The 22453-nt window shown below is 69.6% G+C and carries 20 protein-coding genes; 11 read left to right on the top strand and 9 right to left on the bottom strand.

Annotated elements, in window-relative coordinates; genetic code table 11:
• Window positions 1-44 precede the first annotated feature (44 nt).
• Window positions 45-1034, bottom strand: a complete 990-nt coding sequence (locus ACFQW6_RS12185; RefSeq protein ID WP_378545197.1) for a glutathione S-transferase family protein — start codon at window positions 1032-1034, stop codon at window positions 45-47.
• A gap of 44 nt (window positions 1035-1078) precedes the next feature.
• Between ACFQW6_RS12185 and ACFQW6_RS12190 the strand changes: the two genes are divergently transcribed.
• Window positions 1079-1864, top strand: coding sequence for a metallophosphoesterase (locus ACFQW6_RS12190; protein ID WP_378545200.1), 786 nt, complete (start codon window positions 1079-1081; stop codon window positions 1862-1864).
• An 8-nt stretch (window positions 1865-1872) separates the two neighbouring features.
• On the opposite strand, the gene ACFQW6_RS12195 is transcribed toward ACFQW6_RS12190, so the two are convergent.
• Window positions 1873-2955 (bottom strand): histidinol-phosphate transaminase, encoded by a 1083-nt coding sequence (locus tag ACFQW6_RS12195; RefSeq protein WP_378545203.1) that lies wholly within the window; start codon window positions 2953-2955, stop codon window positions 1873-1875.
• Window positions 2956-2965: 10 nt separating this feature from the next.
• On the bottom strand, window positions 2966-3541 hold the full coding sequence (locus ACFQW6_RS12200) for a VanZ family protein (protein ID WP_378545206.1): 576 nt from the start codon (window positions 3539-3541) through the stop codon (window positions 2966-2968).
• Window positions 3542-3687: 146 nt separating this feature from the next.
• On the opposite strand from ACFQW6_RS12200, the gene ACFQW6_RS12205 reads away from it, so the two are divergent.
• Genes ACFQW6_RS12205 through ACFQW6_RS12230 form a run of 6 tightly spaced genes read left to right on the top strand, consistent with a single transcriptional unit; the run spans window position 3688 to window position 8274 of the window.
• A complete protein-coding gene (locus ACFQW6_RS12205; RefSeq protein ID WP_378545209.1) occupies window positions 3688-4077 on the top strand; it encodes a phage holin family protein in 390 nt (129 codons plus the stop codon).
• Window positions 4077-4604, top strand: a complete 528-nt coding sequence (locus ACFQW6_RS12210) for a low molecular weight protein-tyrosine-phosphatase (protein ID WP_378545212.1) — start codon at window positions 4077-4079, stop codon at window positions 4602-4604. The genes ACFQW6_RS12205 and ACFQW6_RS12210 overlap by 1 nt, the downstream gene beginning before the upstream one ends.
• Entirely contained in the window at window positions 4604-5467 is an 864-nt protein-coding gene (locus ACFQW6_RS12215) for a fructosamine kinase family protein (RefSeq protein ID WP_378545215.1), read from the top strand. Before ACFQW6_RS12210 ends, ACFQW6_RS12215 begins: the two co-directional genes overlap by 1 nt.
• A 51-nt stretch (window positions 5468-5518) precedes the next feature.
• Window positions 5519-6139 carry a UdgX family uracil-DNA binding protein gene (locus ACFQW6_RS12220; RefSeq protein WP_378545218.1) on the top strand — a complete coding sequence of 207 codons (621 nt, stop codon included), beginning with the start codon at window positions 5519-5521 and terminating at the stop codon, window positions 6137-6139.
• A gap of 54 nt (window positions 6140-6193) precedes the next feature.
• Window positions 6194-6889 (top strand): response regulator transcription factor, encoded by a 696-nt coding sequence (locus ACFQW6_RS12225; protein WP_378545221.1) that lies wholly within the window; start codon window positions 6194-6196, stop codon window positions 6887-6889.
• Complete coding sequence (locus ACFQW6_RS12230; protein ID WP_378545224.1) at window positions 6886-8274, top strand: sensor histidine kinase; 1389 nt, start codon at window positions 6886-6888, stop codon at window positions 8272-8274. Before ACFQW6_RS12225 ends, ACFQW6_RS12230 begins: the two co-directional genes overlap by 4 nt.
• Before the next feature lie 51 nt (window positions 8275-8325).
• Here ACFQW6_RS12230 and ACFQW6_RS12235 read toward each other — a convergent pair whose 3' ends face one another.
• From ACFQW6_RS12235 to ACFQW6_RS12260, 6 genes are all read right to left on the bottom strand, one after another.
• Complete coding sequence (locus tag ACFQW6_RS12235) at window positions 8326-9630, bottom strand: anthranilate synthase component I family protein (protein WP_378545227.1); 1305 nt, start codon at window positions 9628-9630, stop codon at window positions 8326-8328.
• Window positions 9627-10187 carry an anthranilate synthase component II gene (locus tag ACFQW6_RS12240; protein WP_378545230.1) on the bottom strand — a complete coding sequence of 187 codons (561 nt, stop codon included), beginning with the start codon at window positions 10185-10187 and terminating at the stop codon, window positions 9627-9629. Before ACFQW6_RS12240 ends, ACFQW6_RS12235 begins: the two co-directional genes overlap by 4 nt.
• A gap of 25 nt (window positions 10188-10212) precedes the next feature.
• Window positions 10213-11865, bottom strand: coding sequence for a sulfatase-like hydrolase/transferase (locus ACFQW6_RS12245; protein ID WP_378545233.1), 1653 nt, complete (start codon window positions 11863-11865; stop codon window positions 10213-10215).
• Window positions 11866-11989: 124 nt separating this feature from the next.
• Window positions 11990-13957: an anthranilate synthase family protein gene (locus ACFQW6_RS12250; protein WP_378545236.1), complete on the bottom strand. Its 1968-nt coding sequence runs from the start codon at window positions 13955-13957 to the stop codon at window positions 11990-11992.
• 1182 nt (window positions 13958-15139) lie between these two features.
• The gene (locus ACFQW6_RS12255) at window positions 15140-17011 is read right to left on the bottom strand and encodes a hypothetical protein (protein WP_378545239.1); all 1872 of its coding nucleotides are present in this window, start codon (window positions 17009-17011) and stop codon (window positions 15140-15142) included.
• Between the two features lie 637 nt (window positions 17012-17648).
• Complete coding sequence (locus tag ACFQW6_RS12260; RefSeq protein WP_378545242.1) at window positions 17649-18758, bottom strand: GtrA family protein; 1110 nt, start codon at window positions 18756-18758, stop codon at window positions 17649-17651.
• Between the two features lie 180 nt (window positions 18759-18938).
• On the opposite strand from ACFQW6_RS12260, the gene ACFQW6_RS12265 reads away from it, so the two are divergent.
• The 4 genes from ACFQW6_RS12265 to ACFQW6_RS12280 are packed head-to-tail and all read left to right on the top strand — an operon-like array spanning window position 18939 to window position 22450.
• Entirely contained in the window at window positions 18939-19904 is a 966-nt protein-coding gene (locus ACFQW6_RS12265) for an ATP-grasp domain-containing protein (protein WP_378545245.1), read from the top strand.
• Window positions 19898-20602, top strand: a complete 705-nt coding sequence (locus ACFQW6_RS12270) for an HAD family hydrolase (RefSeq protein WP_378545248.1) — start codon at window positions 19898-19900, stop codon at window positions 20600-20602. Before ACFQW6_RS12265 ends, ACFQW6_RS12270 begins: the two co-directional genes overlap by 7 nt.
• Before the next feature lies 1 nt (window position 20603).
• On the top strand, window positions 20604-21227 hold the full coding sequence (locus ACFQW6_RS12275; RefSeq protein ID WP_378545251.1) for a sugar transferase: 624 nt from the start codon (window positions 20604-20606) through the stop codon (window positions 21225-21227).
• A complete protein-coding gene (locus tag ACFQW6_RS12280; protein WP_378545254.1) occupies window positions 21227-22450 on the top strand; it encodes a glycosyltransferase family 4 protein in 1224 nt (407 codons plus the stop codon). The genes ACFQW6_RS12275 and ACFQW6_RS12280 overlap by 1 nt, the downstream gene beginning before the upstream one ends.
• Window positions 22451-22453 lie beyond the last annotated feature (3 nt).

The raw sequence follows: 22453 nt of genomic DNA on the forward strand, positions 1-22453 counted from the left end.
GGCAACCGAGCGCATGAATTCGGCCGGACCAGACCGGCCCGTCCTCAGCCCCGACCGTGAGGGGTGTGCCAGCCCGCCTCGTCGGGGCCGACCGGGACGATCTGCGTCGGGTTGATGTCGGTGTGGACGACGTAGTAGTGCTTCTTGATCTGGTCGAAGTCCACCTCGTCGCCGAAGCCCGGCGTCTGGAAGAGGTCGCGGGCGTAGCCCCACAGGTTCGGCATCTCGGTCAGCTTGTTGCGGTTGCACTTGAAGTGCCCGTGGTAGACCGCGTCGAAGCGCACCAGCGTGGTGAATAGCCGGACGTCGGCCTCGGTGATCGCGTCGCCCATCAGGTAGCGCCGGTCGCCGAGCCGGTCCTCGAGCCAGTCCAGCGTCGTGAACAGGCGGTCGTACGCGTCCTCGTACGCCTCCTGCGACCCGGCGAAGCCGCAGCGGTAGACCCCGTTGTTGACCTCGGTGAAGACCCGCTTCATCACCGACTCCATCTCCTCGCGGACGTCGGCCGGCCACAGGTCGGGGGCGTCCGGGCGCTGGTGGTCGCGCCACTCGAACGAGAGGTCGTGGGTGATCTGGGGGAAGTCGTTGGTCACGACCTTGCCGGACGAGACCTCGACGATCGCCGGCACCGTGATGCCGCGCGGGTAGTCGGGCTGGCGGGCGAGGTAGGACTCCTGCAGGCGCTCGATGCCGAGGACCGGGTCACGGCCGCCCTCGTCGAGGTCGAAGGTCCAGCTGCGCGCGTCGTGGGTCGGGCCGGGTGCGCCCCAGGAGATGACGTCCTCGATCCCGAGCAGCGAGCGGACGATGATCGAGCGGTGCGCCCACGGGCAGGCACGGGCCGCGATCAGCCGGTAGCGGCCGGGCTCGGCCTCCCAGACCGGCACGTCTCGCGGGCTGTCCTTCGACCCGCTCGGGAACTGGTCGTCGAGCGGGTCCGCCGACCGCTCGCCGGCCAGCACGCGGTCGGGGAGGTAGGACATGTCGCGCTCGAAGGGCTTGCCCTTGGTCGTGTACGTCGCCGTGTCGTTCACACTTCAACCATACCCGGGTGGGGCAGAGGCCATACCTTCGTGACGTGAGTGCCACCTTCGCCACCAGCGACGCCCACGGCCACCTGACCGAGCTGACCGCCGCCCTGCAGCGGGCCGGCCTCCTCGACGGGGAGTCCCACTGGGCCGGCGGCAGCTCGACGCTGTGGGTCCTCGGCGACCTCCTCGACCGGGGTCCGGACGGGCTCGGCGTCATCGCGCTCGTACGCCGACTCGTCGACGAGGCCGCGGCGGCGGGCGGCTCGGTGCACCCGCTGCTCGGCAACCACGAGGTGATCGCCCTGGGCACCCGGCTGTTCGGCCGCACCGAGGTGGTCCACCGCGGGGTGGTGCGGACCTTCGAGTCGATCTGGGCCCGCAACGGCGGGCTCGAGTCCGACCAGGACGGCATCGACGCCGAGCTCTTCGCCTGGCTGGCCGGGCTCCCGGCGGTCGGTCTCGACGGCGACCACCTGCTCATGCACTCCGACACGCTGGCCTACCTCGAGTGGGGCGACACCGTCGACGACGTCAACCGGGCCGTGCGCCAGATCCTCGCCGGTGACGACCCGGTGGCGTGGTTCGACGTGCTGGTCGGCCTCGGCCGGCGCCACGAGTACGCCGGGCCGTCCGGCCCCGCGGCCGCGCGGACCCTCCTCGGCGCGCTCGGCGGGCAGCGCATCGTCCACGGCCACAGCATCATCGGCGACCTCTTCGACGAGCCCGTCGAGTCCTACTCGGAGCCGCGGCTCTACGCCGACGGCCTCGCGCTCGACATCGACGGCGGGATCTACGACGGCGGCCCGTGCCTGGTCGCCCGGCTCTCGGAGTAGGCCACCGGTCAGGGGGCGAAGCGCGTGGCCACCTCGACGACACGGTCGAAGGCCTCGGCCTCGCCGATGCTGACGCGTACGCCGTCCCCGGCGAACGGGCGGACCGAGATCCCCACCTCGCCGCAGGCGGCGGCGAAGTCGAGGGCGCGGTCACCCAGCGGGAACCACACGAAGTTGCCCTGCGCGTCGGGCAGGTCCCAGCCGGCCTCCCGCAGCCGCGCGACCAGGTCCGCGCGGCGTGCGACGAGGTCCTCGACCCGGACGAACAGCTCGGCCTGCGCCTCGAGGGAGGCGATCGCCGCGGCCTGGGCGACGTGGCTCACGCCGAACGGCAGCGAGACGGCGCGGAGGGCGGCCGCGAGCGGTGCGGGAGCGACGGCGTACCCGACCCGGAAGCCGGCGAGGCCGTAGGCCTTGGAGAAGGTGCGCGTCAGCACGACGTTGCCGTGGCGGCGGTAGGTGGCGATCCCGTCGATGGCTTCGTCCATCCGCACGAACTCGAGGTAGGCCTCGTCGACCACGACCACCACGTGCGAGGGCACCTTCGCGATGAAGGCGTCGAGCTCGGACTGCGTGACGGCCGGGCCGGTCGGGTTGTTGGGCGTGCAGACGATGACGACCTTGGTGCGGTCGGTCACCGCCGCGGCCATGGCGTCGAGGTCGTGGCGCCCGTCGGCCGTGACCGGCACCTGCACGCTGCGCGCCCCTCCGGCGGTCACCGCGATCGGGTAGGCCTCGAAGGAGCGCCAGGCGTAGACGACCTCGTCGCCGGGCTCGCAGAAGGCGTTGACGAGCTGGTAGATCAGCGCGACCGAGCCCGTCGCGGCGGCGAGGTCGTCGGTCGGCACGCCCATCGTGTCGGCCAGCGCGGCGTAGAGCGCGGCGCTGCCCATGTCGGGGTAGCGGTTCATCTCCGCCGCCGCCTCGCGGGCGGCCTCGAGCACGCCCGGCAGCGGGAGGTAGGGGTTCTCGTTGGAGGACAGCTTGTACGACGTCAGCCCGGGCCGGGCGACGGGCGGCTTGCCGGCGACGTACGCAGGGATGGCGAGCACGTTGGGCCGGGGCTGCGGGGACGTAGGGGTGGGAGCCATGACCCGCACCCTAGTGAGCGACGGGCTGCTCGGGTCGCTGCCGGCTGCGCCAGGGACGCAGGACCGGGAGCAGGAACAGGCCGATCGCGAAGCCGATGCCGGCGCCGAGGACGTTGTCGACCAGGTCGGTGACGTCGCACGCACGGTCGAGACGGGCGAGCTGCAGCTGGGTGAGCTCGATCGCGAGGCTGTACGCCGCCAGCGCGAGGAGGCCGACGGGCGCGAGCACGAGCCCTGACCACCACCGTCCGACCGCCAGCACGAGGAAGATGCCCGCCGGCACGAAGAGCAGCACGTTGAGGGTCCGCTGGTCGAGGCCGAGGACCTCGAACGCCGCGCCCGACGGGCCGCCGTAGTCCCACGAGCACGCCTCGCTGCGTCCCTCGGCGGGGACGATCCCGACGTCCGCGCGCGTGGGCACGAGGGTCACCAGCGCGATCGCGACGAGCGACCAGAGCAGCCCGGCCACCGAGACCGCGGACACGGTGCCGAGCCGGGGGCGCAGCGCCGTCGCGAGGAGGGCCGCGACGACGGCCGCCGCGAGGGCGCCGAGCACCATCACGCCCGTGCCTCCGATCGTCACCACGTCGGCGAGGGTAACGGCCGGCCCCGCTGATCCCGATGGTCGAGGAGGGACGAAGTCCCGTCACGAGACCACCCAGCCCGCGACGGGTCTCGTGACGGGCGCCGGAGCGCCCTCCTCGACCAGCGGCCGGCCGCTAGTGTCGCGACATGAGGTTCCTGATGTGGCTGCTCACGTACGCAGCGGGCCTGGCCGTCGCGGCCTGGCTGCTGGACGGCATCTGGTTCGAGGGCGCGACCACCGGAAGCGACGAGTTCCGGGACAAGTGGCTCCAGGTGCTGGCCGTGGCCCTCATCCTCGGCCTGGTGTCGACCTTCGTCGAGCCCGTGGTCAAGCTGCTGTCGCTGCCGTTCATCATCCTGACCCTGGGCTTCCTGCTGCTGGTGATCAACGCGGCGATGCTGCTGTTCACCGCGTGGCTCGCCGGCATCTTCGACCTCGGCTTCCACGTCGACGGCTTCTGGAGCGCGCTCGTCGGCTCGATCATCATCACGATCGTCGGCTGGGGCGTCCGCGTCGCGATCCCCTACCGCGGCTGATGCCGGCCGTCCCCCCGCAGCATGCCGAGGGTCCCTACCGGATCGCCCTCGTCTGCCTGGGCAACATCTGCCGCTCACCCATGGCCCACGTCGTGCTCGAGGGCCGGCTGGCCGACGCCGGACTCGCCGAGCGCGTCGAGGTCGCCTCGTCCGGCACCGGCGGCTGGCACGTCGGCAACCCGATGGACCCGCGCGCCGCGGCCACGCTGACCGCCGCCGGCTTCGACGCGAGCCGGCACCGGGCCCGGCAGTACGACGCGACGTGGCCCGAGGCGTACGACCTCGTCCTCGTGATGGACGAGGCCAACCTGGCCGACGTCGGCGGTCGCACGGACCGAGTCGGCATGTTCCGCGACTTCGATCCGGTGGATCCGGGTGGCGCGGTCCCGGACCCGTACTACGGTGGTGACGACGGGTTCGAGGAGGTGCTGGCGATGGTCGAGCGCACGAGCGACGAGATCGTGACGGCCCTGGGGGCGGCCCTCGAGAACCGCACGAGCGACGGGGCGGACGGGGGCCGAGCCTGATGGCTCGCCAGCCGCTGGTCGCCAGGCGTGCCGAGGAGCTCCTCGGCACGGCCGTGGTCGCCACCTCCCCGGTGGCGGGCGGCGACATCGCCACGGCCACGCGGCTGCGGCTGTCCAGCGGGCAGACCGCCCTCATGAAGACGCTGCCCCACGCGCCGGAGGGCTTCTTCGAGGCGGAGGCCGCCGGGCTGCGGTGGCTCGCCGAGGTCGAGGGCGGCGTCCCGGTGCCCGAGGTGCTCGCCGCCGCCAGCGACTGCGTCCTGATCGCCTGGGTCGAGCAGAGCTCGAAGACGCCGGTCGAGGCCGCTGTCACCTTCGGACAGCAGCTGGCCACCACCCACGCCGCCGGGGCGGACGGGTGGGGGCTCGACCACGACGGCTTCATCGGGCGGCTGCCGCTCCCCAACAAGACCGCCGACTCGTGGCCGGAGTTCTACGCCGTGCGCCGCGTCCTGCCCTATCTCAAGCTGGCCCGCGACCGCGGGTCGATCTCGGAGACCGACGCGGCCGCCGTCGAGGCGGTGGTCGGCAGGCTGACCAGCCTGCTCCCCGACGAGGCCCCCGCCCGGCTCCACGGCGACCTCTGGAACGGCAACTGCCTCTGGGGCCAGGACCTCGCCATCCACGTCATCGACCCCGCGGCCCACGGCGGCCACCGTGAGCTCGACCTGGCGATGCTGCACCTGTTCGGCCTCACGCACCTGCCGCGGGTGATGGCGGCGTACGACGAGGCGCAGCCGCTCGCCGAGGGCTGGGAGGACCGGCTCGGGATCCATCAGCTCTTCCCGCTGCTCGTGCACGCCTGCATGTTCGGCGGCGGCTACGGCGCCCGCGCCGGGGCGGTCGCGGCCCGCTACGCCTGACCCACCCGTCCGGCTGGTCCGTCGCCCTTGGGGGTCGGGCACGCTGGAGGGGTGACCGACGCAGCCGACGCGACGCCCTGGGTCCCCGACTCGCGCGACCTCGGCGACCTGGAGTCCGCGGCGCACGAGTGCCGTGGGTGCGAGCTGTGGGAGCCGGCGACGCAGGTCGTGTTCGGCTCGGGCGGGACGTCGGCCGCGGTGGTCCTCGTCGGCGAGCAGCCCGGCGACCAGGAGGACCGGCAGGGTGCGCCGTTCGTGGGTCCGGCGGGCCGCGTGCTCGACGAGGCCCTCGCCGAGGCGGGCATCGACCGCTCGGCGGCCTACCTCACCAACGCGGTCAAGCACTTCCGCTTCACGGCGCGGGGGAAGCGGCGCATCCACCAGAAGCCCGACGTCCGCCACGTGACCGCGTGCCACCCGTGGCTCGGCGCCGAGCTGGAGGCGGTCGGACCGCGCGTGGTGGTCGCCCTCGGCGCGACGGCGGCCCGAGCCGTGCTCGGCCGGACGGCGAAGATCGGCGAGCTGCGCGGGCAGGTCCTCGAGGAGCCCGACCGACCGGTCGTCGTCACCACCCACCCGTCGGCCGTGCTCCGGCTGCGCGGTCGCGACGGCTACGACGAGGCCTTCGCCGGTCTCGTCGCGGACCTCCGGCTTGCGGCGCCGTACGCCTGAGCGGCTCCGAGCGATCCTCAGCGTCGCCTCAGGCGCCGGTGGCATCCTTGGCCTGTGACTGAGTCCCGGCCCCGCGTCCTGGTCGTCGACGACGACCGCGCCGTCCGCGACTCGTTGCGCCGGTCGCTCGAGTTCAACGGCTACGACGTCGTGCTGGCCGCCGACGGCGCCGAGGGTCTGGTGGCGGTCGGCTCCCAGCACCCCGACGTCGTGGTGGTCGACGTGATGATGCCGCGGCTCGACGGGATCGAGACGACCCGCGCGCTGCGCGCGGCGGGCAACGACGTACCCATCCTGGTCCTGACCGCTCGCGACGCGGTGGGCGACCGGGTCGAGGGGCTCGACGCCGGGGCGGACGACTACCTCACCAAGCCCTTCGCGCTGGAGGAGCTGCTGGCCCGGCTGCGTGCGCTGCTGCGCCGCATCGTCCCCGACGGCGACGGGGAGAACGAGGTGCTCACCTTCTCCGACCTCACGATGGACGTCGCGAGCCGTGACGTGGCGCGCGGCGGCCGCCCGATCGAGCTCACCCGCACCGAGTTCACCCTGCTGGAGATGTTCCTGCGCCGCCCGCGCCGGGTGCTCGACCGCTCGTTCATCCTCGAGGAGGTCTGGGGCTACGACTTCCCGACCAGCGCCAACTCCCTCGAGGTCTACGTCGGCTACCTGCGCCGCAAGACCGAGGCCGAGGGCGAGCCGCGACTGATCCAGACCGTGCGTGGCGTGGGCTACGTGCTGAAGGAATCATGAGCACTGCGTGGCCTGACGGGCGCTGGCACTACCGCAGGTCGCTCGCGTCACGCGTCGCCGTGCTCACCACGCTCGCCGTCGGCATCTCGATCGCGATCATGGCGTTCACCGCCTTCGTGGTGATGCGCCAACAGCTGATGAGCTCGCTCGACCAGTCGCTGCTCAACCGCGCGCACAAGGCGACGGCCAACACCACGCTGTCACGGGTCACCGCGGACGGCGTCCCGTCGTGGATGCTGGGCGCCGCCGACGTCCGCATCATCTTCGTCACCGCCGACGGCAAGGGCATGTCGGGCTCCGGCATCCCCAACTTCTCGCTCGGCCAGCAGGAGTACGACGTCGTCACCGGTCAGCGCGAGTCGGTCGTGCGCACCCTCGTGACGAAGGAGGGCGAGCGGTTCCGGGTCGCCACCGTGCGCGCCGGCAGGGGCGAGGCGCTGGTCCTCGCCCAGCCGCTGGCCGCCAACGACCGGACGCTGGAGAAGCTCGGCGGGGTGCTGTTCGTCTTCGGGGCGCTCGGCTTGCTGGCCGCGTTGCTCGTCGGCTGGATGGTCGCCCGCAACGGGCTGCGGCCCCTGCGACGCCTCGCCTCCAGGGTCGAGCACATCGCGATGACCGAGGACCTCCGACCACTGCGGGTGGAGGGTGACGACGAGGTGGCCCGGCTCGCCACCGCGTTCAACCAGATGCTGCTCGCCCTCGGCGCCTCCCGCGACCGCCAGCGCCGGCTCGTCGCCGACGCCAGCCACGAGCTCCGTACGCCGCTGACGTCGCTGCGCACCAACCTCGACCTGCTCCGCCAGGCCGAGGGCAACACGGCGCTGCCGGCCGACGCCCGGCTCGAGCTGCTCGACGACGTCCGCGGCCAGATCGAGGAGCTCAGCGCGCTCGTCGGCGACCTGGTCGAGCTGGCGCGCGACGAGCCCACCACCCGGGTGGTCGCCGAGGTGGACCTCGCCGACGTCGTCGAGCGGGCGGTGACGCGCGTACGCCGTCGCGCGCAGGGCGTGTCCTTCGACGTCGCGCTCGACCCGTGGCGGGTCGTCGGCGACGCCAACAGCCTCGAGCGGGCGGTCACCAACCTGCTCGACAACGCCGCCAAGTGGAGCCCGCCCGAGGGCACCGTCACCGTGCGGCTCTCCGACGGCGTGCTCACCGTCGACGACCAGGGCACTGGCGTCGCCGAGACCGACCGGCCGCACGTCTTCGAGCGCTTCTACCGCGCCGAGGAGTCGCGGGCCATGCCCGGCTCCGGCCTCGGTCTGGCCATCGTGCGCCAGGTGATCGACCGCCACGGCGGCCAGCTCCAGGTGAGCGAGGCCCCCGGCGGCGGGGCACGCTTCGCGCTCTGGCTGCCCGGCGTCGCCGCTGTGACGCCGGGTTAGGGCCACTACCCACCCCCGAGCACCCCCGTGGGTAGTCGCAGCAACCCGGCGTTAGAGCGCGTCCGGCGGCTCGCCGGGGCGGTCGAAGACGCGCAGCAGCCGCTCGGCCTTCCACTCCGACTCGGCCCACTCGTCGGCGACGTCGGACTTCACGGTGATGCCGCCGCCGGTGCCGAGGGTCCAGGTGCCGCTGCCGTCGGTCATCAGCGACCGGATCACGACGCCGAGGTCGGCCGGTCCGTCGCCGCTGATCCACCCGAACGCGCCGGCGTACGCCCCGCGCGGGCTCGACTCGACCTCCTCGATGATCTCCATGGTGCGCAGCTTGGGCGCGCCCGTCATGGAGCCGGCCGGGAAGAGCGCGCGCAGCGCGGCGACCGTCGACACGTCGTCGCGCAGCCGCCCGCGGACCGTCGACACGAGCTGGTGGACCGACTCGTAGGACTCGACCTCCATCAGGACCGGCACCTCGACCGACCCGACCTCGCACACCACCGACAGGTCGTTGCGGAGCAGGTCGACGATCATCAGGTTCTCCGCGCGGGTCTTCGGGTCGCGCGCGAGCCGCTCGCGGTGGTGCTCGTCCTCCTCGGCGGTCGCGCCGCGCGGGGTGGTGCCCTTGATCGGCTTGGTCTCCAGGTGCCGGTCGGCGGTGACGAGGGCGTACCTCTCCGGCGAGCTCGAGAGCAGCCACGCGCGAGCACCGTCGACGTCGTGCTGCAGGAAGCCGCTGTACGGCGCCGGGTTGAGCTCGCGCAGCCGGAGGTACGCCGTCACCGGGTCGAGGTCGGACGGGCGGGACAGCCGGTGGGTCAGGTTGACCTCGTAGGAGTTGCCGGCGTGGAGGTGCTCCTGGACGCGCGTGAAGGCTCCGGCGTACGAGCTGGGAGGGGAGTTCTGACTCCTGGAGGCCGTTGCAACCCCCTCCGAGTGCCGGTTTCCCCGCTCGAGCGGGGAAACCGACAGCGGCGACAGCGGCGACGACGACCCGACCTCGTGCTCGAACACCCGCACCGCGCGGGGCCGCATCCACACGGCATCGGGAAGGGTCGGGTCGGGGGTGGCGGGGAGGTCGGTGCGCGAGGCGTAGCCGAGGTAGCCGAACCACTGCTCCCCCGCGGCGATGCGCTGCTCGAGCACGGCGAAGACGTCGTCACCGACGACGGTCGCGACCCCGCCTGCGTGCAGGGTGACCTCGCGCCGGGCGGCCGACCACGACAGGGACGGGTCGTCCTCGTCGAGCCAGCCGATGATCGAGCGCCGGCCCGACCACTCCCGCGCGCCGCCGCCGTCGAGCCAGAAGCAGCGGGCGTGCCGCGCTGCCACGGAGCGGAAGAACGGGACGGGATCGGTCACGAGAGGAAGTTCCGGACGAGGTCCTGACCGTGCTCGGACAGGACCGACTCGGGATGGAACTGCACGCCCTCGAGCGGCAGCGAGCGGTGGCGTACCCCCATCACGACGCCGTCCTCGCTCCACGCGGTCGCGACGAGCTCGTCGGGCAGCGACACGGCGCCGAGCGAGTGGTAGCGGACGGCGGCGAAGTCCTGCGGCAGCCCGGAGAAGACGCCCGCGCCGTCGTGCCGGACCGCCGCGACGTCACCGTGCGCCGGTGGCAGCCGTCGCACCGTGCCGCCGTACGCCGTCACCAGTCCCTGCATGCCCAGGCAGACTCCGAGCACCGGGCGGGTGCCGGCCCGCAGCACCTCCGGTCCCACCGCGAAGTCCGTCGGCGACGACGGGTGGCCGGGGCCAGGCGACAGGACGACGTGCGAGTGGGCGAGCACCTCCTCGGCGGTGACCTCGTCGTGCTGCACCACGCGCGGCAGCACACCGGTCACCCGGGCCACCAGGTGCACCAGGTTCCACGTGTAGGAGTCGTGGTGGTCGACCACGATCACGTCCGGCTGCACGCAGCGACAGTAGTGCCAGCGGCGGCTACTGCCGCACGACGCGGCACGCCTCCGACACCGGCTGGTCGCCGACCTCCTGGCAGCCGTCGAAGGCGGTGAGCTTCGCCATCAGCGCCGCGACCTCGGGGGCCTGCTTCCTGGTCGCGAAGGTGTTGCGCCTCTCGAACCTGTCGCGCTTGTAGCTGTAGTACTCGTAGCCCCACGTGACCCTGCCTGGCCGCGGGTCGAGGTCGAACCTCGCGAGCAGCGCCGTCCGGCTCCGCACCGCAGTGAAGGACGGGATCCGGTCGAGCTCCGCGCCGCTGAACGCCGCGTCCGGGTCGTTGCCCGTCAGCGTCTGCTGGGTGTGCTCGAGGAAGGCGTGGGACTGCCGCACCAGCCTCGGGTCCGCGAAGGTCGGGACGAGCGAGAGGCCGCTGCGGTAGGGCGCGGGCGCGAGCCCGGCGAGCTCCTCGAAGGTCGGGGCGAGGTCGATGTTGCTGGTGACCTCCTGGCGCGCGCCCGGCACGACGCCCGGCCCGGTGACGAGCAGCGGCACGCGCACGTCGGTGTCGTACGGCGTCCCCTTGCCGCGTCCCATGCCGTTCTGGCCGAGGTGGAACCCGTTGTCGGAGGTGAGCACGACGTAGGTGTTCGGACCGACGGAGGCGAGGATCCGCTTCACGAGGCGGTCGGCCGACTGCGCCATCCGCGCGCGGTCGCGGAGGTCGCGGACGGCTGCCGCGGCGGGCAGGGTGCGGGTGGTGTTCCACGCCCGGGCCCGCTTGCCGTTGGGCAGGCGAGGGCGGTTGTCCTTGCGCGGATCGGCGAAGCCGGGCAGGTCGTCGACGCTCAGCTTGCGGCAGGCCACGCGGCCGCAGCTGCGCTTGCCGGTGCGGTCGCGGAACATCGGCGGGAAGAGCGGGTCGCCCGCGTAGTGGCCCTCGGGGTTGGTGCGGTTGTGCGGCGCGTAGAGCGCCACCTCGAGGAAGTACGGCGCTCCCGCGGCCTCGTTGGCGGCGACGAAGTCCATCGCCTTGTCGCCGATCACCGCGCCGGCGTACGCCTTGTCCTTGACCCCGTTGCTCGCGCTCGCCGGGGGTGCCGGGTGCTGCACGAGGCGCAGCCGCTGGTCGACGAGGGTCGTGCTGGCGAAGTCCCATCCGTCGTAGGCGGACCCGAAGACGGTGCTGAACGTCGTCCAGCCCGGCACTACCGGGGGAAGCGCGCGGCCCGGCGACCACTCGTACTCGTTGAGGAACTTGCCGACGAAGCCGGTGCTGTAGCCGGCCTCCTGGAGCCGCACGTTGAACGCGCGCTCGGGGTTGCCGTGCGTGTCGTAGGCGAGCCAGCCGCCGAGCGTCGACGTTCCCTTGTTGGACGTGTTGGTCCGCACGCCCGTCTGGTGCGGGTACTGACCGGTGAAGAAGCTCGACCGCGACACGCAGCACAGCGAGTCGGTGACGAACGAGTGCGGATAGCTGGCCCCGGCCTTCCGCATCTGCTGGACTGAGCGCATCGTCTGCACGAGGTCCATCGAGAAGTCGTCGAGCATCACGACGACGATGTTGGGCTGCGCGGCGCGTGACGCCGCGGGCGCGGCGCCGTCAGGCGTGGATGTGCCCGTGCCCCCGGTCGCCCCGCACGCCATCAGTGCGAGCAGGCACACGCCTGCCCACGCTCCCTTGAAGTACCCCACTGCTCCCCCGTCGTGTCCCGAGCCGGCTACCAGCCGGCCACAAGGGTGACGTCGGTCGTCCCCGATTCGTTGCCTGCCACGCCGGCTTAATGTCTACTGGTTCGCTCGACTTTAGCCCACGTCGTCAGACGAGGAGGTCGCGCACCGCCGAGTGGAGCAGGTCGTAGCCGTTCTCGGTGAGGATCGACTCGGCGTGGAACTGGATGCCGCGGTAGTGCGGCCCGACGACCGCGTGGATGTCTCCCGTCGCCTCGTCCGCCTCGACACGTACGCCGTCGGGCAGCGCCGTGCCGTCAGGGACCCGGCCGACGAAGGTGTTGTAGAAGCCCACGCGCTCGGTGCGGCCGTCGAGCCGGACCGGCGACTGGGTGCCCTGGAAGACCACGTCCTTGTAGCCGAGGTCGAGGCCGAGGCGCTGGCAGAGCGTCTGGTGGCCCAGGCACACGGCGAGGAACGGCTGCTCCGAGGCGAGCAGGTCGTCGACGGCACGGCGGAACGACGCGATCTTGGGATGGTCGCCCTCGCGCGGGTCACCCGGCCCGGGGCCGACGATGACGAGGTCGGCGCCGTCGAAGGCCCCGGCCGCGTAGTCCTCGTGCCGGACGACGCGGGCGGTCATGCCGAAGACACCGAGCACGTGGACGAGCATGTTCACGAAGTCGTCCTCGCCGTGGAGGATCACCACCGACTTCCCGGCCAGCCCCGGGTCGGCCGGCTCGCCGGCCTGGTCGGTGAGCCAGAAGCGGGAGAGCCGCTGGTTGCGGGTGCCGAGCGCCAGCACGACGTCCTCGTCGCGCGCCAGCTCGGCGATGTCGGTGCCGTCGGAGGTCGCCGCCGGCGCCAGGCCGAAGGCGCTGAGGATGCCGCCGGCCTTGGCCCGCGTCTCGGCCACCTCGTAGGCGGCGTCGGAGTCACGCACCAGCGTCGCACCGGCCGTCACCTTGAGCTCGCCTGCCGGCGAGACGTCGGCCGTGCGGATCAGGATCGGACTGTCCATCGTCGGGGTGCCGTCGGGCGAGCGACCGAACAGGGCGAGCGCGGCGCCGTAGTAGCCGCGGCCCTCGGGCTCGTAGTCGGCGATCAGCCGGCAGGCGTTCTCGACGGGCGCGCCCGTCACCGTCGCCGCGTACATCGTGTCGCGCAGGATCTCGCGGTGGTCGCGGTCGGAGCGGCCGGCGAGGAGGTACTCCGTGTGGATCAGGTGCGTCATCGGCTTGAGGAACGGCCCGAGCACCTGGCCGCCCTCGTGGCAGATGTCGCACATCATCTTGAGCTCCTCGTCGACCACCATGAAGAGCTCGAAAACCTCCTTCTCGTCGGCGAGGAAGTCGAGCAGCCGCTCCTTGAGGCGCACAGTCCGCGCGTCGAGGACCGCGTCACCCGTCGCTGGTCGAGGAAGGCGCTCCGCGCCTGTCACGAGACCCGGATCCTCTGGCTCCTTCACCCGGAACGTCCCGGAGATGGGGTTCATCCGTACGTCGCCCTGGCGCACCGAGACGTGGCGCTCCGGGCTGGCGCCGATGAGGAACCGCTCGCCGGTGAAGAAGCAGAAGGTCCAGTAGGCGCCGCGCTCGCGCTCCATCAGCCGCCGCAGCACCGTCAGCGCCTTCGCGGCGTCCCAGTCGGCGACGACGGCGCGGTAGTGACGGCCGATGACGAGGTTGGCCCCCTCGCCCTGGCCGATCTCGTCGCGGATGATCGCCTCGACGACCTTGCCGTAGTCCTCGTCGCTGGTGGTGAAGCCACCGCGATCGGCGAACTCGACCGGCACGTCGGGCAGCGCCTCGAGCAGGTCGGCGACCGACACCTCGTGCTCGGCCTCGATGTCGACGACCGTCAGCGGGGTGCCGTCGTCGATGGCGGCGAAACCGCGCTCACGCACCTGCCGGAAGGGCACCGCGACCAACCGGTCCGCGCTCCGGCCCGGCTCGGGCGCCCCGCTCTCGAGCGGGATGTCGAGCAGGCTCGCGACCTCGTGCGGCGTGCCGCCGACCAGGCCCGCCGTCGGGGATGCCTTGCGCCGGATGACCGCCCACGCGCCGTGCCCCTGGATCTGCTCCAGGAGGTCTCGGACGGCGGGGTTCTGGGTCATGGTGGAAACCCTACGGGCGCACGGCTCCCAGAGGAGCCACGTCTCAGCGGCTCGGGTCGTCCACCAATTCTCTATTTGTTGACGCCAACGTCATGCGAGCGGCGCCAATATCCTCCGATACGGCAAGTATGTCGCCGACCTTGGTGGCCTCGTTGAAGAAGGTGGTCGAGCTGTTGCTCACGTTCGACGCGCGGTCTCCAATGGGGACCGTAACGCACGCCGCTGGTAGCGAGATCCTGGACAAAACTGCCTCTAGGCCGCCCCGACCGCCTCAGCTTGAGACGATCATTCTGTCCAGTGAGCGCCGGCATGAACTGCAGCAAGAGGACGGTCGTCAACGAGGTCAAAGTACGGTGCGATGGGATGACCGGATTCATTTGTACGGCTTCTTTTGGGTACGCGGAAGCGACGTTCATCCGCTCCCGAGTTTGTCGCAACTTTCAGTACAGCGGTGAGGCATTACGAGTCAGCCCGCGCCTGCGTTGTTCATTGAACGTTGAAAACGCGAGCAGGGCGCATCGGAACACCGAGCGAGGAAAAGGTTGGACAGATGGACAGCACAACGAGTGACGTTTCACTACGGCGTCGGCGCGACCGACGTCAAGGCTTGTGAGGGCATGAAGTAGGAAGACCCCACCCGCGCTCAGCGGCAGGACCACGTAAGGTCGATTGACGCGAACCCACCTGTCAAGGGTCCAACGATCCGAATGAAGACGCCGACGACTGCAGGAACTAGCACGCGAGCAGAAGCCCAAGACGTACCCACATGCGGCCTGCATAGCGCCCTGTAACGAGAGGCCGACGCAGCCGGTCGCGAGCAGTGTGACGCGTGAAGTTCAGTTAAGCTTGTGAGCGTTCCCGCCGCCCCAACTCCTGGGCGAGTAGATCCCGACTTTTTGGCGCCGCGGCGAAACACTTCAACCAAAGTGGCTTCGGGGACAGGTCGAAATTGCCGGCGCTGCACCTCGGCGACGGGCCAACGTGCCGGGGCATCACACCTGGGACCGCGGGGCAGGACTCGTGGGAGATTGTCGTCGCCGTCACTGGCACGACCAGCGCGACGGCGCACGAAACCGCACAGGTGTCGTGCGTGTCGTGTCGATCTGCTGACCACTGCAAGCAGGTCACGAGCGCGCGGAACAGGGTCGTGATCGTGACGAGGAAGAGTACCGCTACGCGAACCTAGGCGACTAGGTGGAACAGGAGCCCGCAGCCACCTTGGACTACCTCCACACGGTACACAGATTGAGCCTGCGGTTTCTGGTCGAAACAGTCCTCGAACTGTCGGCCTAGTTCCGGGTTTGGCTCCGCAATTTCGATCAAACGCACGTTGTTGTCCAGCACGTAGCGTAGAAAAGCGTCTCGCGCGTGTTGGACGTCGGCCGCGTAGGTCGGACTTGAACGTGACGTCAAGGTCGCGGGCAGGTACATGCCGATCCTTGCGCCAGTGTCAAGCAACTCATAATAGACGCTGTGATGGTGACCAACTTTGTTAAGCCAGTCATCTCGGAAGATAACGGTGGCCGTCGGATGTTCCTCGGAGAAGTCGCTTTCGGAGAAGGCGGAGCGCAGCTTCAGTGCGTCCACATGGGCTCGTGCCTCCCAGCCCCACGCCAAGTTGACTGGCTTGCGTAGCGGGAAGCAAAGAACCAGAAGGATCAAGCAAGCCGACATGAGGACGGATGCGAATTTGGCGGCCACCGTGCGGCTTCGCAAGGGCTTCGTCGCCAAGAGCAGAGCGAGGACTACCGACGCAGCAGTCAGCATCGTCGCCGTGTAGCGCGGGAACGACTGGAACTCGCCGGCGAATGGACCAACGACCAGCATATAGATACCGCCGAGGAACAGTATCTGGATAACAATGAGGGTTGCGAGCGCCGTTGCTACGAGCTTCCGCTCGCGGCCGCTCAGCATGACAACCAGACACCCGATCGACATAAGCAGAGCTACGTCGAGGTACACAAACGAGGTTCGGCTCGAGAACATGCCGATGCCAGGAGTGAATTCAGGACGACCAAGGAGCATCTTCGCGTACTGATTGAGCAGATCAAGGTCGAAGTGATGGCCGAGGCTATCGAACTTCGAACCCGGACCGAGACGGGACTGGACCAGCGTCCATGTTCCCGCTGCCAACAGTAGGGGAGCGACTAGTAGGCAGAGTCCGATTAGCCGCCGGCGCCAGGGGCTCTGCCGGTTTGACAGCATCCAGCGCACGGCCGCGACAATGAGAACAACGGCACTGAGTCCGAGGGTCGAGGTCTTGACGAGGTAAAGCCCGCCTGCGGTCAGCCCTAGTTGTCCAACCCACATCCATCGGCCCGCCTGAGCCGATGCGAGCTGCCATACCAAGTAGCCGAGGCCAATGCCGACGATCGGGTCCACAAAGAGCGACCCGTAGAAGTCGCCACCGGGATCCGCCAAGTAGTTGGCGTAGGCCAAGGGAAGCAGCGCAACTGCCACGCCTGCTGGCACAATCCACACGGGGCGGCTCCAAGTGACCCGAGCTGCAAGCGGCATGAGGAGGGCCGCAGCAAACACGCCGTAGGCCAGAAAGAGGCGCTCGTCCACGAATGTCGGCCCAAACGCCTCAAAGAAGTACCCGAAGAGCGGCATACCCGGCGTGTAGGTCTGCATCTCGCCCATCAGCAGCGAGTCGGGACCAACCTGCAGGCCGCCGTCTACATAAAGAAGCTTTGGGTAGGCGCCCCACAACCGGAGCTCATCCCACTGGAGCACGGTTCGCCCGTAGGTGAAGAACACAACGACCACCAATGACACCAGGGAGCTCGCTACCTGGGCCGAAGGAACCAACTCCGTCGAGCGCGAGTCGGCTTTGCGCAAATCGAGCAGGCCATATATGCCTCCGGCGAGGCAGACTAAGACAATCAGCCACCATCCCGCATGGAGCACGCCGCAGATGTATGTCAGATAGAGAGCGAACATCACGCCCAGAGCGGTGATCGGCATCGCATTGACGAATTGTATTCTCAATAGCGCTCCAACGCCCCACGCCCCGAGCACCAGGACAGGGACGGCAAGGAGGCCGGCGATCACGGCCGATGCTCACTGAGCATGCTGGCGCCTCAGGCTGTGGTCTCGTAAAACCCAACGGTGCTGGATCAGGCAACTCGCCAAGGTCCGCGTCGCGACCCGTCCTAGGTCCGGCGTGGCGTGCTGGCCGTCGGAGTCCGCCGTCACCACGGCGTCCGCCAGGTCAAGTTGCGCGCCGAGCTTGGAGGGTCTTCAGGGCCCGTCCCTTGCCAAGGTTGGTGGCGTGCCGAAGCACGACACATGCCAACTGGAGTCAGGTCGTCGTAGTTGCTGCGGTACCCAATGCCCGATCCGTCGTCGACGATGACGATGTGCTCCAGTTCCTGCCGCCGCGCCTCTTCGATGGCTGGATCCAGCAGACGCCGCTGCTGGTGAAGGGGGGGCACGACAAGCGCCACTGGGGGAAAGACTGCCGACGACACGCCCGGAGATTAGCAGCCGCACTAGCCTGAACTCGCTCCTCGCCTTGGTCACCGCGTCTGAGGCAATCAGCCAGAGAGTGTGTGCGGCGAGGACTCCTAGCACAGGTCTACGTCTAGGCCGGCGCAGACTTGCTCCATTGTGCCGCGAGCATCGGGCGCGCCGTCAGGACCGACCGCCACCATCCCCCAAGGAGATCGTCGCGACCTTGGCATACCCACTACTCGGTCTCGAGCGAACGATCCCTGAAGACCCAGCGCTTCTGGACCAAGTAGCTGACGACAAACAGTGCTAAGTCCACAATCACCTTTGCCCAGACGTCATGGCCACGCGTCACGCTCGAAAGGGCCGTTGTTCCGAGCGCTGAACATATTAGGACGACGCCAGCCAGCAGGTAGTACCGCGCCAAGGAGGGCGCTGGCCGCGAGTCATCATGGAAGACCAGCCACTTGTTCACGACATAGTTGAACAGCGAGCTGACGATACGGGCGACGATGACAGCCGCAGCGACCTGCTCCGGCAAACGGTCCTCTCCGAAGACCACATCGAGCAAAATGATGTAAACGGCTAGGTCCAACACTGCAGACAGAACCGACGCCGCCGTGAAGCGGGCGGCCTGACGCAGAATCACCGAGTAAATGCGTGCCGAGTCAACCATGGGGCGAAAGTGACTGACGCTATTGTTGATGTCGTGGTAGATGGTCCTGATGGGAACCTCATCTACTCCGGTCCGGGTTGAGAGCAGCCAAAGCAGGACGTTCATCTCGTAGTCGAACCGCTCGCCCTGAACGTGCGAGGACCGTATCGCCAGGTTCAGCGGAAACCCACGAAGCCCTGTTTGAGTGTCTGAAAGGTAGCGGCCGAAGAGCAGGTTGACGACCGAGCTCGTGATCTTGTTGCCAACGCGGCTATTTCTCGGCACGTCGGCGGCGTCGAACGCTCGAACACCCAGCACCGCCACTGATCGTCCGAGGGCCACCGTCTCGTATGTCCGCTCAGCTACGCGCGCGATGTCTTGTACCTCATGCTGGCCGTCAGAGTCCGCTGTCACCACGACGTCGACCTCGTCGGAAAGCTCTTCGCAGTGAGCGAAAGCCGTCTTCAGCGCCCTTCCCTTGCCCTTGTTCGACTCGTGACGCAGCACGGCGCATCCCCTTCTGGCCAACGCCTCGAACGTAGGCCGATACTCGGGTCCCGATCCGTCGTCCACGATCACGACGTGCCCGAAACCCCGAGCAAAGAGGCGGTCGGCAAATTGCACGAGGTCTGGCTCCGGATGAAGAGAGGGCACCACAACCGCTACGCGATAGAGGTCGGGCATCAGTTCCATCCGTCGTTCGTCGTGAAGGGCGGCCCAATGTAACCCGTGCGAGTTCTGACTCAAGCGCTCATAGCGCATCCTCGAGAACGTTTGTCGCGACAGCTGCGGACTGGGATGCGCGACGGCCTCGCCGGGCGTGCACTTCGCCGAGTTGCGTCTACACCCGTGGGACGTGCGAAGGTATCGCTCATGTCGCATGTGCTAGTCACCTGCGCCGGTCGCCGCGTCTCGCTAGTCCGGGCCTTTGTCGAGGCCGCTCACGAGCGCGGATTGAAGGTGCTGGCCGCAGACCCCGACCCCCTGGCCCCCGCCCTGGTCGACGTCGACTTCGCCGTGCGTGTGCCGTCCCTAGCCGACCCGGGCTACCTGCCCGCGCTCCTCGATACAGTCAGGGAACACGACGTCAGCCTGGTGGTGCCGACGATTGACACGGAACTGCCGCTCCTTGCCCGCCACTCCCGCGAGCTCGCGGATGCCGGAGCTACCGCTCTCGTGTCGAACACTGCGTTCGTCCACGTTTGCGGCGACAAGGCCCTGACTGGGGAAGCGTTTGCGGCGCACGGTGTCGACGTTCCACGGTCATGGCTGCCCGAGGACGGAGTTCCCGACGACCTGCCCGACAACCTGGTGGTCAAACCTCGCAACGGCAGCTCCAGCAAAGACGTGCACATGATCCGTCGCGATCAGGTGCTCCAGACCGTCGCCGTCGTGCCACAGCCGATCATTCAGGAGCGGCTGACCGGTCCGGAGGTCACCGTCGACGCGCTGCTCGACCTCGAGGGCCGTCCGGTGCACTACGTGCCGCGCACCCGCCTCAAGACCCTCGGCGGGGAGTCGATCCAGGGCGTCACCCTGCCGCACGACGAGCTCGGTCCGTGGATCGAGAATGTCCTCGCGGCGTGCAGTGAGCTCGGCGCCCGAGGGCCCGTCACGCTGCAGTTCTTCCGCACCGACCGAGGGCCCGTGCTCATTGAAGTCAACCCGCGGTTCGGCGGCGGCTTTCCGCTGACACTGGCCGCCGGCGGTGACTACCCCGCGTGGCTGCTCGACGAGCTCGCCGGAGCCACGACGGCGCGACGCTTCGGCGACTACCGGGCGGGGCTCTACATGACCCGCTACATGGTCGAACACTTCACCGACGCGCTGCGATGGTGAGGCCCGGCACCCGCGGCGTCGTGCTCGACCTCGACGACACGCTCTACCTCGAGCGGGACTACGTACGGTCCGGCTTCGCCGCGGTGGCCGCGCACCTTGCGTCGCAGTGGGGCGTCGACGCCTCCGGCGTCCGTGACCACCTGTGGCAGAGGTTCACCAAGGGTGAGCGGGGCAATCACTTCGACGACTTGGTCTCCCGCGACCCGGCTCTCCGCGACCGCGTGCACGTGCCCGACCTCGTCGAGGTCTATCGGAAACACGTCCCCGACATCCGGCTGATTCCCGGCATCGAGGACCTGGTCGGGGCGCTGCGTGCTGCGGGGCTGCGCACGGGCGTGATCAGCGACGGCGCGCTCGCCAGCCAGCAGGCCAAGGTGGACGCGCTCGGGATCGACCGGCTCGTCGAGGGTCCCGTCGTGCTGACCGACGTGTGGGGTCGCGAGTGCTGGAAGCCCCATCCGCGAGCGTTTCTGCACATGCAGGAGTCGTGGGCGCTGCCGCCGGAGGAGCTCATCTACGTCGGCGACAATCCGCGCAAGGATTTCGACGCCCCACGTGACCTCGGCTGGGCGTGCCTGCGCCTCCGGCTCCCGGGCCAGCTGCACACGGCCGTGGACGACCGCGTGCTCCCCGACCTCACGGTCACGTCGGTGGGCGCGCTCGTCGAGGCGCTGATGCCCGGACCTAGACTCCGCTGACATGGACCGAGGACTCGTGCTCAAGCGCCTCTTCGACCTGGCCGTCTCCCTTCCCGCGCTGGTGGTGAGCCTGCCAGTGCAGGCAGTGGCCGCACTGGCCGTCCGAGTCTCGATGGGCCGACCGGTGCTCTTCAGGCAGCGGCGACCCGGGCTCCACGGCGAGGTCTTCGAGCTCGTGAAGTTCCGCACCATGCACCACGAGAACGCGTCCCGCGGACGTGTCGACGACGCCTCGCGGCTCACCACCACCGGGCGGGTCCTGCGCAAGCTCAGCATCGACGAGCTCCCGTCGCTGTGGAACGTCGTGCGTGGTGATATGTCGCTGGTGGGGCCTCGCCCACTCCTGGAGCGCTACCTCGACCGCTACAGCCCCGAGCAAGCGCGGCGCCACGAGGTCCGGCCCGGCCTGACGGGGCTGGCGCAGGTGTCGGGTCGCAACCAGCTGTCCTGGGAGGGCAAGCTGCGCCTCGACGTCGAGTACGTCGACACCCGCAGCTTCGTCGGCGACCTGCGCATCCTCGCGGCGACGGTGCGACAGGTCGTGCGCGGCTCTGGCGTCTCCGCGGTCGGCGAGGCCACCATGCCGGAGTTCCACGGCACCGCGACGCGCGAGGACCGCGCCTGATGCGGATCGGGTTCGTCACCCAGTGGTTCCCGCCCGAGCCCGGTACGGTGGTCCCTTCCGCCATCGCCGAGGGTCTGCACGACGCGGGACACCAGGTCGAGGTCCTCACCGGCTTCCCCAACTACCCAACCGGGCGGCTCATCGACGGCTACCGCGTCCGGCCTTACCTACGAGAGGTCACGCCGTCGGGCATCCCGGTGCACCGTGCGCCGCTATGGCCCAACCACGACTCCCGTGCGGTCGCACGGATGGCCAACTACCTCTCCTTCGCCGCCGGCGCCAGCGCGGTGGCGCGCACCCGGGTGCCGCGTCCGGACGTCTGGCTGGTCTACTCCTCGCCGGCGACCGCCGTGCTGCCCGTGATACGGCTGCTCCGCCGCCACCGCGCGCCCTACTTCGTGCTCGTGCAGGACTTGTGGCCCGACAGCGTCACCGGGAGCGGCTTCGTTGGCGGAGTGCCCGGCAAGGTGGTCGAGGGTGCGCTCGCCCGCTTCTGCGACGCGACTTACCGCCACGCGGGCGGCATCGGCGTCATCTCACCCGGGATGCGACACGTGCTCGTGGAGCGAGGCGTGCCGGACCGCATCATCCACGATACTCCCAACTGGATCTCGGACGACCACCTCCTGCCCGACATCACTTCCACCGCGGCTCTACGCCGCGAGCTCGGCCTTCCGCTGGGCCGGCTGTGGATGTACGTCGGCAACTTGGGGGAACTCCAAGGCCTCGACACGCTCGTCGAAGGATTCGCCCGTCGCCCCGCTGCTCAGCTGATCCTCGTCGGGGACGGCGTCGCCCGACCACGACTGGAGGCCCTCGCCGCGGGGCTCGGTGCGCGCAATGTGCGCTTCGCCGGCTCGGTCCCCACCTCGGACGTGGGCCGCTGGGTGGCCGCGTCGGACGTCCAGGTCGTCTCCCTCCAAGACACACCGCTTCTCCGCGTGACCATGCCGAGCAAGGTTCAGGGGTCGCTCGCGGCGTCGCGCCCCGTGCTTGTCCACGCTGCCGGCGATGCGGCATCGGTCGTGACCGACGCCCGCTGCGGCTGGGCGTCCACACCGGGCGACGCGGTGGCGCTCGAGGCGGCCATCGAGGCCGGTCTTCGCCTCGGGCAACAAGAACTCGTTGCGATGGGCGGTCGGGCTCGCGAGCGGTTCCTGGAGCACTACTCCCCACAGGTGGGTCCTCAGCGACTCGCGCGAGCCCTTCTCACGACCCTCTGACAG

The organism is Nocardioides sp. GCM10028917 (assembly GCF_042666175.1).
In the GTDB taxonomy this organism is placed as follows: domain Bacteria; phylum Actinomycetota; class Actinomycetes; order Propionibacteriales; family Nocardioidaceae; genus Nocardioides.